The 13,246-nt window shown below is 72.5% G+C and carries 13 protein-coding genes; 5 read left to right on the forward strand and 8 right to left on the reverse strand.

Annotation, left to right across the window (positions count from 1 at the left end; genetic code table 11):
* Positions 1 to 8 precede the first annotated feature (8 nt).
* Together GPA04_RS07625 and GPA04_RS07630 are read right to left on the reverse strand one after the other, a co-directional pair.
* The gene (locus GPA04_RS07625; RefSeq protein ID WP_156223461.1) at positions 9 to 689 is read right to left on the reverse strand and encodes a LuxR C-terminal-related transcriptional regulator; all 681 of its coding nucleotides are present in this window, start codon (positions 687 to 689) and stop codon (positions 9 to 11) included.
* A gap of 63 nt (positions 690 to 752) precedes the next feature.
* A complete protein-coding gene (locus GPA04_RS07630; RefSeq protein ID WP_156223462.1) occupies positions 753 to 2,120 on the reverse strand; it encodes a hemolysin family protein in 1,368 nt (455 codons plus the stop codon).
* Positions 2,121 to 2,311: 191 nt separating this feature from the next.
* Between GPA04_RS07630 and GPA04_RS07635 the strand changes: the two genes are divergently transcribed.
* On the forward strand, positions 2,312 to 3,226 hold the full coding sequence (locus tag GPA04_RS07635) for an acyltransferase domain-containing protein (protein ID WP_156223463.1): 915 nt from the start codon (positions 2,312 to 2,314) through the stop codon (positions 3,224 to 3,226).
* Between the two features lie 118 nt (positions 3,227 to 3,344).
* Here GPA04_RS07635 and GPA04_RS07640 read toward each other — a convergent pair whose 3' ends face one another.
* Positions 3,345 to 4,145 (reverse strand): endo alpha-1,4 polygalactosaminidase, encoded by an 801-nt coding sequence (locus tag GPA04_RS07640; RefSeq protein ID WP_156223464.1) that lies wholly within the window; start codon positions 4,143 to 4,145, stop codon positions 3,345 to 3,347.
* 34 nt (positions 4,146 to 4,179) lie between these two features.
* Between GPA04_RS07640 and GPA04_RS07645 the strand changes: the two genes are divergently transcribed.
* Positions 4,180 to 4,638: a pyrophosphohydrolase domain-containing protein gene (locus GPA04_RS07645; RefSeq protein ID WP_206674149.1), complete on the forward strand. Its 459-nt coding sequence runs from the start codon at positions 4,180 to 4,182 to the stop codon at positions 4,636 to 4,638.
* Here GPA04_RS07645 and GPA04_RS07650 read toward each other — a convergent pair.
* From GPA04_RS07650 to GPA04_RS07665, 4 genes are read right to left on the reverse strand one after another with little or no spacing between them, the layout of a single operon-like run.
* Entirely contained in the window at positions 4,635 to 5,327 is a 693-nt protein-coding gene (locus tag GPA04_RS07650; protein WP_156223466.1) for a M50 family metallopeptidase, read from the reverse strand. The genes GPA04_RS07645 and GPA04_RS07650 overlap by 4 nt on opposite strands.
* Positions 5,328 to 5,359: 32 nt before the next feature.
* Complete coding sequence (locus GPA04_RS07655; protein WP_156223467.1) at positions 5,360 to 6,055, reverse strand: VOC family protein; 696 nt, start codon at positions 6,053 to 6,055, stop codon at positions 5,360 to 5,362.
* Between the two features lie 33 nt (positions 6,056 to 6,088).
* Complete coding sequence (locus GPA04_RS07660) at positions 6,089 to 6,625, reverse strand: DinB family protein (protein WP_156223468.1); 537 nt, start codon at positions 6,623 to 6,625, stop codon at positions 6,089 to 6,091.
* 48 nt (positions 6,626 to 6,673) lie between these two features.
* Entirely contained in the window at positions 6,674 to 7,345 is a 672-nt protein-coding gene (locus GPA04_RS07665; protein WP_156223469.1) for a hypothetical protein, read from the reverse strand.
* Positions 7,346 to 7,570: 225 nt separating this feature from the next.
* Between GPA04_RS07665 and GPA04_RS07670 the strand changes: the two genes are divergently transcribed.
* The 3 genes from GPA04_RS07670 to GPA04_RS07680 are packed head-to-tail and all read left to right on the forward strand — an operon-like array spanning position 7,571 to position 11,539.
* Entirely contained in the window at positions 7,571 to 10,078 is a 2,508-nt protein-coding gene (locus tag GPA04_RS07670) for a circularly permuted type 2 ATP-grasp protein (RefSeq protein WP_156223470.1), read from the forward strand.
* A complete protein-coding gene (locus tag GPA04_RS07675; protein ID WP_156223471.1) occupies positions 10,071 to 11,054 on the forward strand; it encodes a transglutaminase family protein in 984 nt (327 codons plus the stop codon). Before GPA04_RS07670 ends, GPA04_RS07675 begins: the two co-directional genes overlap by 8 nt.
* A gap of 17 nt (positions 11,055 to 11,071) precedes the next feature.
* Positions 11,072 to 11,539, forward strand: coding sequence for a PPOX class F420-dependent oxidoreductase (locus tag GPA04_RS07680; RefSeq protein ID WP_156223472.1), 468 nt, complete (start codon positions 11,072 to 11,074; stop codon positions 11,537 to 11,539).
* Positions 11,540 to 11,788: 249 nt separating this feature from the next.
* Here the strand turns inward: GPA04_RS07680 and map are convergent, their stop codons facing one another.
* Positions 11,789 to 12,556, reverse strand: coding sequence for a type I methionyl aminopeptidase (gene map / locus GPA04_RS07685; protein WP_156223473.1), 768 nt, complete (start codon positions 12,554 to 12,556; stop codon positions 11,789 to 11,791).
* Between the last annotated feature and the right edge of the window lie 690 nt (positions 12,557 to 13,246).

Genomic DNA, 13,246 nt, shown 5'->3' on the forward strand with positions numbered 1-13,246 from the left:
CCCCCGGCTCACGGGCGCGGGAGCAGCCCGTCCTCGACCGCGCGCCGGTACAGGTCGACCTTGGTCGGCGCCGGCCGTCCGCGGTCGCGGTACTTGATCCGGATGCGCCGGATGTGGTCCAGCACCGTCTCTCTCGTGATGCCCAGCTGCCGGGCCACGCGATCAGCCTTCTCACCCGAGGCGTAGACCGCGAGCACCTGCAGCTCCCGCGAGGTCAGCGTGGCGACCGGACCGGGCGCCGCCCGGGCCGCCACGCTCCCCGAGGGCCTGCCGCCGGCCGCGCGAACGGCGCGCCGCATCGTCGACACCAGCACGGCGACCGGGTCGCACATCCGGACCACGCCGCTGAGACCGGTCCTCGAGGTGGGCTCGGCGGGCAGGTCCGGCGGGTCCGCGTCGTGCTCGGTGTACGCGAGCACGCGAGCGCCGGTGGCGCTCAGCGCGGTGACGTCTCGGTCGAGGTCGTCGCGACCAGCCAGCCGCAGGTCGAGGAGGACCACGTCGACGTCCGGCTCGCTCGCGACGAACTCCTCGACGCTCCGGGCGTGGGCGACGAGGTGAGCATCACCCGTCGCCACGAGCATCTGGCGCAGCCCGAGGACGATCACCTCGAGGTTCTCGACCAGCCCCACCCGCAACGGATCCACACCGCTGTGGTGCGCTGCCGGAGGAAGCGGTGCCACAGACACGGTGCCTCCTCGTCCCCCATGCGTCTGAGGCACGAGTCTGGCACCGATGCCCGCCCCCTGAGGTCAGTTTGCGGCCTCGGGCCCGGGTTCCTCCGAGCCCGGCCGCGGTCGTGCCAGCACCCGGTCGATGCGGTTGCCGTCGACGTTGATGACCTCGATGCGAGCGCCGTCGATCTCGACGACGTCGCCCAGCACCGCGACGCGGCCCAGCTGGTCGAGCAGGAACCCGGCGACGGTCTCGTAGTCGCCCTCGTCGGGGAGCACGATGCCGGTGGCCTCGGCGAAGTCCTCGAGGTTGGTGCCGCCGTCGAGCGAGACCTCCCCGGCCGGGCCGCGGCGCCTGGCTGCCTGCGCGCCCTTGTCGAACTCGTCGTGGATCTCGCCCACGAGCTCCTCGACGAGATCCTCCAGGGTGACGATCCCGTCCGTGCCGCCGTACTCGTCGATGACGACGGCGATGTGGATGCGGTCACGCCGCATCATCGCCATCGAGGGCAGCAGCGCGTTGGTCGAGGGGAGCACCACGATGCGGCGCACGAGGTCGCGCACGGTGCGGGCCGCTCCGGCGGGCGCCTGCAGCGGGAGCGCGCCGGCGTCGTCGTCGCCGGCGTGGACCACCAGGTCCGCGAGCAGCACGTCGCGCACGTGGACGAAGCCGAGCACGTGGTCGAAGTCGCCGTCGATGACCGGGTACCGCGAGTACGGCTGCGAGGCGATCTGCTGGGTCGCGTCGTCGAGCGTGAGGTCGGCCTGCAGGAACACGACGTCGTGCCGTGGCCGCATCACCTCTCCGATCGTGTGCTCGGTGGCGTCGAAGACGTCGCTGAGGATCTTGCGCTCGTCCGCCGGCAGCGACTCGTTGGTGATCACGAGGTCGCGCAGCTCCTGCTCGGTCATCTGCTCGTTGGTGGCCTTCGGGTCACCTCCGAGCAGTCGCACGACCACGTTGGTCGATGCCGAGAGCAGCCAGATCACGGGCCGCATCAGGGTCGCGAAGGTGTCGAGCGGCGGACCGACCGCGAGCGCGAACGTCGAGGCCCGCTGCAGCGCCAGCCGCTTGGGCACCAGCTCGCCGAGCACGAGCGAGAGGTAGGCGATGAGCAGCGTCATGAGGATGAACGCGACCGTGCCGGCCAGCGACTCCGCGAGCCCCAGAGCGGTGAACAGCGGCGCCACCGCGGGCGCGATCGTCGAGGCGCCGTAAGCGGCCGAGAAGAACCCGGCCACGGTGACGCCGACCTGGACCGCCGCCAGGAACCGGTTGGGGTTGCGCGCGACGGCGGCGACCCGCTGGCCGCGCGGACCCTTCTTCGCGATCTGGTCGAGCTGGCTGTCGCGGAGCGAGACGAGCGCGAGCTCGGTGCCGGCGAAGACGCCACCGACCAGGATGAAGACCAGGACCAGCGCGATGTTGGTGAGCAGCCCGTCCATCAGGTGGCGTCGCTCGTATGCCGGGGTTCGTCCATAGGGCAGACGCTATCGAACGCGGGGGTCTCATCCCGTGACGAGACGGCGACCGCGCCCCGGACGCGAGAGGCTCGGCGGTGCGGACGCGCGGCGCTGGCACGACATCCCGACGGCGTCCCGCACGCCGGCCGCCGGCATCGGTACCGTGGCTCATCGTGATCGACGAGGCCACCATCCGCGACCGGCTGCACCCTGACAGCCTGCCCGATCTGTTGGTACGCCTCGGCTTCCACGACGACGACGCCGTCGAGGCGGTCGCGGCCGCCGACCGGGTGCGCCGCCGCCGCTCCGACCTGGCGGTGGTGGCACGGTCGGCCTCGTTGCTCGCCGAGGGCGTGGGGATCTTCCGGCCCACCGCCCCGGACCCGTGGCAGGACCTGCCCGAGGGCAGGGAGGACCTGGCGCTGCTGGCCCTGCTCGCCTCGGTGGACGAGGTGCGGGCCGAGCACGCGCGCCGTCGCATCCCGGACGCGATCTCCTGGGGGTCGCTGGCCGATCTCGGCCAGCAGGTCTCCGTCAACCGGCTCACGCACGGGCGGTTCGGTCTCGACACCTACGGCTGGATGCGGACGGCGTGGTCCGGTGGTCTGATGTGGCTCGGGCGGCTGGAGTTCGTGCCGAAGCCGAGCGCGTCCGGCTGGGTGCTCGACACCCACATCCCCGCCTCGGGCCCGCTGACGCCCGAGAGCGTCGATGCGGCCTTCGCCGCCGCGGCGCCGTTCTTCGCGCGCCACTTCCCCGACTGCCCTGTCACGGCGTTCGCGTGCACGAGCTGGCTGCTCGACCCGACGATCGCGGACCTGCTCCCCGCCTCGTCGAACCTCGTCCAGTTCCAGCGGCGCTGGACCCTGGCAGGCTCCGGATACCGCTCCGACGAGAGCGTCATCTACTTCGCGTTCAACGTCCGCAGCGACCCCGAGGACCCGATCGACCCGCGCACGCTCACGGCGCGGACGTCGCTGCAGCGCGCGGTCGTCGACCATCTGGTGGCCGGTGGGCACTGGTCGGCGTGGTCGGGCACCGCGCCGCTGCCCGATCCGACGCCCACGCCGGACGCGCCAGACGCCTGACGCGGCGGACGCGACCGACGTCGGTCGACCGCTCGAGATCGGACATCCACGGCGACCCCGAGGATCGCGCCGTGCGATCTCGCCGTGGATGTCCGATCTCGGCGCAGGCGCCCCGGGATCAGCAGGTGGCGTGGACGTAGTCCGGGGCGTCGGGGGTGAGGAGCTGGAGGTCGCGCTGCACGACCCCCGCCTCGGAACCGATCGCCTCGCACGCGGCCGCGAGCCCGGCGTCGGAGTACTCGACGGCGTAGACGCGGCCCTCGAAGATCTCGACGAATGCCTCGCACTCGTCGTGCTCGCCGCACTCCTCGACGATCGCGAAGCCGAAGCCGATCTCGGTGCGGGCGATCTCCAGCAGCTCCGGCGTGTTCTTCTGCCCGACGGCGAGCCCCAGATCGGTGGCCTCCTCGACGAGCAGCCGCGCGTAGGCCACGGTGTCGTCGCGGTCGAACGGCGCGTCCGGGTAGCGGGTGAAGGTGTCGAGGTTGTCGAGCTCGACGGCGTCGAAGCCGCGCGCCACGCACTCGGTGAACCGGTGCGTGACGAACTCGACGGCGATCCGTCGTTGCCGGTTCGAGTCGATGTTGATCGGGTGCTCGCCCGGCCAGGCCGGGTCCTCGAGGGAGTCCAGGACCAGGCCCTCAGGCCAGTTCAGCTCGCTGTCCGGGTGGCCGGGCTCGGCCTCGGTCTGGAAGGCGTTGACGTAGCAGACCGAGTACGCCTCCGGGTCGGCCTCACCACCGGACCACTGCCGCACCACCAGCTCGGCGCCGCTGGGCGGCGGGTAGTCGCCCCCGAGCTGGTAGTCGAACGCCACTCCCGGCGGTGGCTGCACCGGCATCGGTCTGGCGGCGCACGCAGCCAGGGTGAGCCCGACGGCCAGGGCGAGCCCCGCCGTCATGACCCTCTCGCCCCGCACAGGGCACAGGGTACGACGGCCCTACGGTGGGTGGATGGACGGACGCGACCCCGAGGCCCTGGTGCGGGCGTTCCACGCGACCTACGCGCTGCCGGTGGCCGAGGACGCCCCGAGCGTCGACCGTGACCGCGTGCACATGCGGATGGCGTTGATCGGCGAGGAGCTCGCCGAGCTCGTCGAGGCGGTCTACGGGTCGGCGGCCGGTGCGCTGATCGACCAGGCGTTCGCCGCTGCCGTCGCGGCCGACGACGGCAGCCGCGACGTCGTGGGCGCAGCCGACGCGCTCGCCGACCTCGTGTACGTGAGCTACGGGATGGCGCTCGAGTGCGGGATCCCGCTGCCGGAGGTGCTGGCCGAGATCCAGACCTCGAACCTGTCCAAGCTCGCAGCCGACGGCACGCCGATCCTGCGCGAGGACGGCAAGGTCCTCAAGGGTCCGGAGTACCGGCCACCCGACGTGGCGGCCGTGCTGGCGCGCCGGCAGGGCGGCTAGCGGACGGTCGTCACCACGACCCAGGTCGCCCACCCGCACACGAGGGCGAAGGTGGCGAGCCAGATCACACGAGGGAGCGCGGCGAGCCGCGCGAGGACGCGCGCGTCGTTGCCTGCCGAGGTGTCCCGCGCCGCGGCGACCAGGTGCCGCCACGCCCCGACCACGAGCACCGCCGCGAGACCGGTGAGGACCTGCGCCTGCAGCTGCGGCTCGCCCCACCACCACAACGCCGCCACTCCCGCGAGGGCACCGATCGTGACGGCGGCGGTCAGCACCGACCGCACCTGCACGAGCGCCACCACCAGCACGAGACCGAGCACAGCCAGCACCGGGGCCGCCCACCCGCGACCGACCGCCACCGCGAGCCCGGCGGCCAGCAGCGCCGGTGCGGGGTAGCCGGCCCAGGTGGTCGCGACGAGCCCGGGACCCGAGCTCCGCCCCCGGGTGACGGCGTGCCCCGAGGCGTCGCCACGCAGCACGAAGCCGGTGAACGTCCTCCCGGCGAGCACACCCACGACGGCGTGCCCGAGCTCGTGCACCAGCGTCACCCCGAGCCGGGCGACCCGCCACAGCGGCGGGGTGAGCACGAGGACGAGCGCGACCCCGCCGACGACCGCCAGCTCGACCGCTGCGAGTGAGACCGGTTCCCCCGGCTGCACCCGTTGCAGCGCCTCCTGGACCCAGCTCACGTGGGTGAGTGTAGGGACCGACGCTGTGCGCCTCAGCCCTGCGAGAGCTGGATGCGGTTACCGCTCGGGTCGTCGACGATCGAGGAACGAGGCTTCCAGGCGTGATCCGTCGGAGCCTCGACCTGGGTGCCGCCCGCCGCGAGCGCCCGCCGGTGCGACTCCTCGACGTCCGGCACCAGCACCCCGAACGCCGCGGGCGCCCCTCCGTGCCAGTCCTCCAGGGTGACGAGGAAGAACGAGGGCGCGTGGTACGCGCCGAGGGAGAACGAGGAGATCGGCTCGTCGAACGTCCAGCCGAACACCGTGGTGTAGAACTCGACGAGCTGCCGCCTGTCGCGGACCGCGAGCATGACCTGCACCGGTCTGCCCTGGGAGGGCGGCGGCGCCGGGACACCGGCGCCGAGGTAGACGTGCGCGGTCTCGAGCATCCTCGCGAGCGTCGCGGCACGCTCGGTGAGGCGCTGCTGGTGGCGGGCGAGCACCGCCCGCACCGCTTCGCCGTCGGGCGCCTCCAGCACGGCGCGGACCTCCTCGACCGGGAGGTCGACGCTGCGGAGCTGGCAGATCACCGACGCCGCGTCGAGCTGGTCCCGGTGATAGCGCCGGTAGGACGTGCGCGGGTCCACCTCCGCCGGCTCGAGGATCCCCAGCTCGTCGTAGTGGCGCAGCGCGGGGATCGTCAGACCGCTGAGGGAGGAGAACTTTCCGATCTCGAGCAGCTCGTCCATGTGTCCATCGTGAGGTCTGCGGCTACCGGAGAGTCAATCCCTCGCACCGACGTCGTGCACGTGGTGCTCCAGGTCGTGCAGCGCGTAGACCCCGAGCGTGTACGCCGTGAACGCCGAGCCGTTGCTGCGGCGTCCGGGCCGGTCCCACTGCTCGTCCGCGACCGCCGCGTACGCGGCGGCGAGGTGGCCGACGGCGGAGCTCACCTGCGAGGCGACCTCACCCGGGTCGGCACTCGCGTAGCCGCCCGCGAGCGCCGCCTCGTCCTGGTCCCAGTTCTCGAACATCGGGTCGTCCTCGGCGAGGATCAGCGCGAGCCGGCGACCCATCACCCCCGCGACGTCACGGACGTGCGCGGCGTACTCGGTGGGCGACCAGACCGTGGGGAGCGGGCGCCGTCGGGCGTCCTCCTGGGCGAGGCGAGCGGGCCAGACCGACCCGGCCGCCATGATCCGCGGAGCGAGATCCTCGCGCGTGAGCGCGCCGGGATCGAAGCCGCACTCGGTGCAGCGTCGTTCCAGGACCCAGGTCCAGTCCTTGGTGTCGGGGGCGATCGCGGGCGTGTCGGTCACGACGTCAGTCTGCCCGGTCAGGTGGTGGGCAGCCGGTGGAACGCTGCGTCAGACCGCGGCGCGGACCCGGCCCTGCCACTGCTGCGCCGCCAGCTCGGGCGGCTCGCCGGCGCCTGCGCTCTCCCGTGCCAGCTCCACGGCCTCCGCCAGCAGGCGGTAGAGGCGGCGGTCGGCGTCGGGGATGCAGGCCGTGGCGAGCGCGTGGACCGCGATCTCGACGATGCTCGCCGCCGGCGAGTACCGCGGCGGCACCGGCACCCGGCCGAGGAACTTCTCGGCCCAGGCGTGGGCGTCCGGGACGTCGCGCAGCGCAGCACGGGCACGCGCGCGCAGCGCCGCGCTGCTGGTCGCGTTCTCGGAGGCCAGCAGCCGCAGCGCTCCGACCGCGAGGGCGTGCTGGTGCGAGGAGGCGGCATCGCGGATGCTGTGCGCGATCGCGAGCAGCGCGAGGTCGCCGGGGAAGCCCGCCGGCAGGTCACGAACCCCGACCACGGCGGGAACCAGCGGCGCGAGCCTGGGCCTGGCCTCGTCGGACGTGGAGTCGTTGATCATGCGGGCGAGCGCGGCCAGCATCGGGTCCGTGCACCGGGGCGCGTCGCTCCAGCGTTCACCGGCCAGGTAGGACGCGAGCTCCATGAAGCACGCGCCGCGCCGGGGCGAGCGGTGCCGCCCACGTGCGAGCAGGGGGAGCAGTTCCGGGGTGTCGGTCGCCGCAGCCACGATGGGGCCTCCTGTCAGGACTCCTGTCCCATTGTGCGCCGCTCTCCGCACCTGCGCCAGGGTTTCGGGGCTGATCACGCCATGCCCGGGCGTTATGGGCGACGCGGGCACCGGTGCCGACGCGGGTAGCGGGGTGGCGGTCGCCGCCGTCGGCAAATCCTCAGTAAAGTGGCCATGTTCGGCACTCGGCCGCACGTGGATCCTTTACCACTCCTTGGAGGATGGGTGACTGACCTCCTCGCCAGCTACCGCGCGGCAGGCCCGGGCCACGACGAGATGCTCCAGTCCGGCGGCGCCACGCGCGCGGCGTGGGACCAGATGGCCGCGCTCGCCGGGATCGACTCCTGGGCGCAGCTCCAGGAGCGCAGCGAGGACGTGGTCACCCTTCTCGAGGACCACGGCGTCCGGTACGGGTCCGACCCCGACGACGTCCCCTGGCCGCTGGACCCCTTGCCCGTCATCATCGACGAGGAGGAGTGGGTCGACCTCGAGGGGAGGCTGACGCAGCGCGCCGAGCTGCTCGACGCCATCTTCACCGACCTGACCACCGAGCGGCGGCTGCTGGCCGAGGGCCTGCTGCCGCCCGAGATCGTGCTCGCCCACCCCGGCTTCGTGCGGGCGGCCGACGGCATCCTCATCCCCGGCAGGCACCAGCTGTTCCTGCACGCCGCCGACATCGTGCGCAACGCCGACGGCGCCTGGCTCGCGCTGTCCGACCGCACCCAGGCTCCGAGCGGCATGGGATACGTCATGGAGGACCGGCGCGTGATCGCTCAGGTCCTCGCGGGGCTGTACCGGCAGGCACGGATCCGGCGGATCGGCCCGTTCTTCCACGCCATGCGCGAGGCGCTGCACGACATCGCGCCCGCCGGGTCGGGCGACGACCCGCGCGTCGCGCTGCTGACGCCCGGTCCGTTCTCGGAGACGGCGTTCGACCAGGGGTACCTGTCCACCATGCTCGGGTTCCCCCTCGCCGAGGGCGAGGACCTCGTGGTCTCCGACGGCCGGGTGTGGATGCGCTCGATGGACCAGCTGGAGCCGGTCGATGTGATCGTGCGACGCGTCGACGCCGAGTACTGCGACCCGCTCGACCTGCTCGGCAGCTCGATGCTCGGTGTCCCCGGACTGGTCGAGGCGGCACGGACCGGCGCCGTGACGATCGTCAACCCGCTCGGGAGCGGGCTGATGGAGAACCCGGCGCTGCTGACCTACCTGCCGCGCCTGTGCCGTGCCCTGCGCGGCGAGGAGCTGCAGCTCGCCTCCGCGGTCACCTACTGGTGCGGTGAGCGCTCGATGTGCTCCCACGTGATCGCGAACCTCGACCGGCTGGTGATCTCCTCGACCGTGCCCGGCAGCCCACCGATCCACGGCTGGGAGCTGACGGCCTACCAGCGTGCCGATCTCGCGGCGCAGATCTCGCAGACGCCGCACCAGTGGGTGGGCCAGGAACCGACCGAGGCCTCGACCACCCCCACGGTCGGCGACGCCCGCCTCGACGCGTGCCCCACCGTGCTGCGCACCTTCGCGGTCGCCCGTCAGGAGGGCTACCAGGTGATGTCGGGTGCCCTGGCGCGCGTGACGTCGTCGGACACGAGGACCGAGACGCTCGCGCAGACCCCGATCGGCAGCGCCGCGAAGGACGTGTGGGTCCTGTCCGCCGAGCCCCCGGCGCAGCTGGAGCCGTGGCCGCCGGCGGAGCCGGACCCGATCCGCACGCGCGGCGCGTGGCGGGGCGCGATCAGCCCCGGCGCAGCCGAGGACCTGTACTGGTTCGGTCGGTACACCGAGCGCACCGAGGCCACCGTGCGGCTGATCCGCGCCGTCGCCGACCGCTGGGAGGACTACCACCTGCTACCACGCTCGACAGGCGGCCGTGCGCTCGAGGTGCTCATGGACGCCGTCGGCGACATCGTGGGGCCGGGCGACCTGACCGACCTCGTGCTGGACGAGACCCGACCCGGGTCGGTCGCGTTCGCCGTCGAGCACAGCACCAGGGCCGCGACGGCGGTACGTGACCAGCTCTCCGCCGACACCTGGCTCGCGCTCTCGAGCATCGAGAGGGCCCTCAACCGGGAACGGGACAGGCAGCGCACGGCCGCCGGCGAGGGACTGGGCCTCGGTCGGGTGCTGGCGCGGAGCCTCGAGGGCCTGCTCGCGCTCGCGGGCATCGGCGCCGAGTCGATGGTGCGGGACGTGGGGTGGTGGCTGATGGACGTCGGCCGCCGGATCGAGCGGGCGCAGCACCTGGTGCGCGCGCTCTCCGCGACCGTGACGCAGCGCCGTTCGGCGATGGTCGACTCGATGATCCTCGAGTCGGTGCTGATCGCCCACGAGTCGGTCATCACCTACCGGCGCCGGTCGCAGACCCATGCCCGCCTCGACACCTTCCTCGAGCTGTTGCTGCTCGACACCGCCAACCCGCGCTCGCTCGCCTACCAGCTGGAGAAGCTCCGCGCCGACCTCGCCAGCATCCCCGCCACCGGCGCCCGGGTCGGCGCCCGCGACCGCCTGCTCACCGACCTGGCCGACCTGCTCACCGAGCTCGACACCGCGGCTGTCATCGTGGCCGACGGCGAGGGTCATCGCCCGCGGCTGGCGGAGCTGCTGGAGTCGCTGCAGTGGCGCCTCGACGAGCTGGCCGTCGAGATCGCGCGCGTGCACTTCGCCCGCCCGGCCTCCAGCCCGTGGGCGGACGCGTCGGGGACCTGGTCGGAGGAGGGTCGCGATGTCTGACACCAGCCACAACCGGCACTACCGGCTCACCCACCTGACCAGCTACTCCTACCCGGAGGAGGTGACGTCCTCGTATGGCCGCGCGGTGCTGCTCCCCCGGCCCGGCGGCGGCCAGCAGGTGCACGCGAGCCGGCTGACCGTCACGCCCGAGGCGACCGAGATGCGGGATCACCGCGACTTCCACGGCAACCTCTCCTCCTACTTCCACGTCACCGAGCCGCACACGGCGCTGCAGGTGCGGTCCTCCTCGGTGCTCACCGTGACGCGGCGCCGCGCCGACCGGGCCCGGCTACCGAACGTCCCGTGGGAGCTGGCGGCGCAGGCGGCCCGCACGGTGTTCTCCCCCGAGGCCCGCAGCGGCAGCAGCATCGCCGGCGGGCTCGCGATCGCCGAGTCGCGGCTGGCCTCCCCGATGGTGGACCTCTCGGACGCGGTGCGTGAGTACGCGTCGCCGTCGTTCGCCCCGGGGCGAGCGGTGCCGGACATCGTGGAGGACCTCTGCCATCGCATCTACGCCGACTTCGAGTACCGGTCGGGCTCGACGACCGTGCGCACCCGCCTGCCCGAGGTGCTGGAGCGGCGCACGGGCGTGTGCCAGGACTTCGCCCACCTGCTGATCGGGTGCGTCCGGTCGATGGGGCTGGCCGCGCGGTACGTGTCGGGCTACATCGAGACCCGCCCACCGGCAGGGCAGCCCAAGCTGCGGGGGGTCGACGCCTCGCACGCCTGGGCGTCGGTGTGGATGCCGGGCGGCGGCTGGCTGCACATCGACCCCACCAACGACCAGTTCATCGACAACCGGTACGTGGTGCTCGGGTCGGGCCGCGACTACCGCGACGTCTCGCCGCTGCGCGGCATCGTGTTCACCGAGGGGAAGGGCTCGAGGCTCGAGGTCGGCGTCGACCTGTGGCCCATCCAGGTCGCAGACCTCGACGAGCAGATCGCCGAGGTTCACGCGGGCACACCCGCCACCTGATCTGGGAGGCTGGGCGCATGCCCCGACAGATCGCGACCAACACCCGAGTCGACCGCGCAGCCATGGAGGACTTCGTGCGGCCGCGCCACCACGGGATCCTCGTGACCACCCGCTCCGACGGCGGCTCGCAGCTCTCCCCCGTGACGATGGGCCTGTCCGCCGAGGGCCAGGTGGTGATCTCGACCTACCCCGACCGGGCGAAGGCCGTGAACCTGCGGCAGCGCTCGGCGGCCTCGGTGTGCGTGCTGTCCGACGACTTCGGCGGCGCCTGGGTGCAGCTCGACGGCACCGCCGAGGTGATCGACCCGCCCGACTCCGTGGAGCCCCTCGTGGAGTACTTCCGCTGCATCTCCGGAGAGCACCCCGACTGGGACGAGTACCGCGAGGCGATGCGCAAGCAGGCCAAGTCGCTGATCCGCATCACGATCGAGCGCTGGGGCCCGATCGCCACCGGCGGCTTCCCCGCCCGCCTCGCGGACGCCTGACCCGCGTCCTCCCCCTTCCCTTCTCCGGTTCGAGGTAATCGGCCACCACCGCAGGGGACCCGATTACCTCGAACCGCGGGAAGGAGAGGGAGCGGGCGGGGGGAGCAGCAGAGCCGCACGGCAGCACCGCCGTCGCGGGTCGAGGTAAACGGGTACCACCTCGCGGCTGCGGATTACCTCGAACCGCGGGAAGGGGGACGCGCGAAGGGGGAGGCGCGAGGGCGGGAGGGGGAGGCGGAGGGGCGGGGGTCAGCTGCGGGCGGTGAGGACCAGGGGGCCGTCGTGGGTGACGGCGATCGTGTGCTCGCTGTGGGCGCCGCGGGAGCCGTCGGCGCTGCGGAGCGTCCACCCGTCGGGGTCGGTGTAGATCTGGTCGGTGCCGAGCATGAACCAGGGCTCGATCGCGATCACGAGCCCCGGGCGCAGCGGCAGCCCGCGGCCGGCGCGGCCGGCGTTCGGCACGTGCGGCTCGCCGTGCATGGTGCGGCCCACGCCGTGACCGCCGAAGTCGGTGTTGACCCCCCAGCCGTGCGCCTGAGCGATCGCGCCGATCGCGGCCGCGATGTCACCAACCTTGTTGCCGACGACGGCGGCCTCGATGCCCCGAGCCAGCGCCTCCTCGGTCGCGGCGATGATCTCGAGGTCCTCCTGGCGCGGGGTCCCCACGACCATGCTCATCGCGGAGTCGGCGACCCAGCCCTCGAGCTTGGCGGCGAAGTCGACCGAGAGGAGATCGCCGTCGGCCAGCGTGTAGTCGTGCGGCAGACCGTGCAGCACCGCGTCGTTGACCGAGGTGCACAGCACCTTGCCGAACGGGCTGGCCCCGAACGAGGGGTGGTAGTCGATGTAGCAGGACTCGGCACCGGCCTTGCGGATCATCTCGTGCGCGAGCGCGTCGAGCTCGAGCAGGTTGACCCCGACGGCGGCCTTCTCGGCCAGGGCGGTCAGCACATCGGCGACGAACGCGCCGGCCGGTCGCATCGCCTCGATCTCGGACGGGGTCTTGAGCTCGATCACCCGCCCAGACTAAAGGCTCGACGGCGTGTCGCACGCCTGAGCGCCGGTGCGGCCCGGCAGACTCGTGACCAGGCAAAGCGAAGGCCCCTCGGAGTAGGCGTCCGAGGGGCCTTGCCTTGTTCGTCGACACTGGTGGCCGAGGGATGAACCACCGGCCGCGACCGCGAACCCGAGGGTTCGCCGCCCCCGCCGAGGCGGGTGGCCGTTCGATGAACTGAACCGGTCGGGCCGTTCGGTGAGCGGGCGTCATCCTCGCCACCCGGCACGCTCGGAGCCGAAGCTCCTCACTGCCGGTCACCGCCGGTGTCCGATCGATCTCGGTATCGTCCGTGGGAATCGGTCCGGGTCTCCCCGTTGTCCTCATCCGACCTCGATCCGGTTGCCCGGGTCGAGGCTCCGATCGCGTCGGACGCGGTGCTGCCACCTCCTGCCGCGGACCAGCTCCCCGAACCACCTCTCGGTCTCCCGAGCGGGTTCGGATCGGCACCGGAACCGCATCTGGAGGGGCCTTCACCCCGCCTTCGCGATCGACTGGTCGATCTCGATGGCTTAGTTCTAGTGGGGCGCACGGGGCACGGCAAGAGGGTTCGACGACCCAATATTTATCCCCAGTCGACGCACAGGTCGGTCCACAGGCCGACCTGCGCCGATGCACTTCGTCCACACCCCTGTGCGCCATATTTGTGGACA

It is taken from the genome of Pseudactinotalea suaedae (genome assembly GCF_009733815.1).
In the GTDB taxonomy this organism is placed as follows: domain Bacteria; phylum Actinomycetota; class Actinomycetes; order Actinomycetales; family Beutenbergiaceae; genus Pseudactinotalea; species Pseudactinotalea suaedae.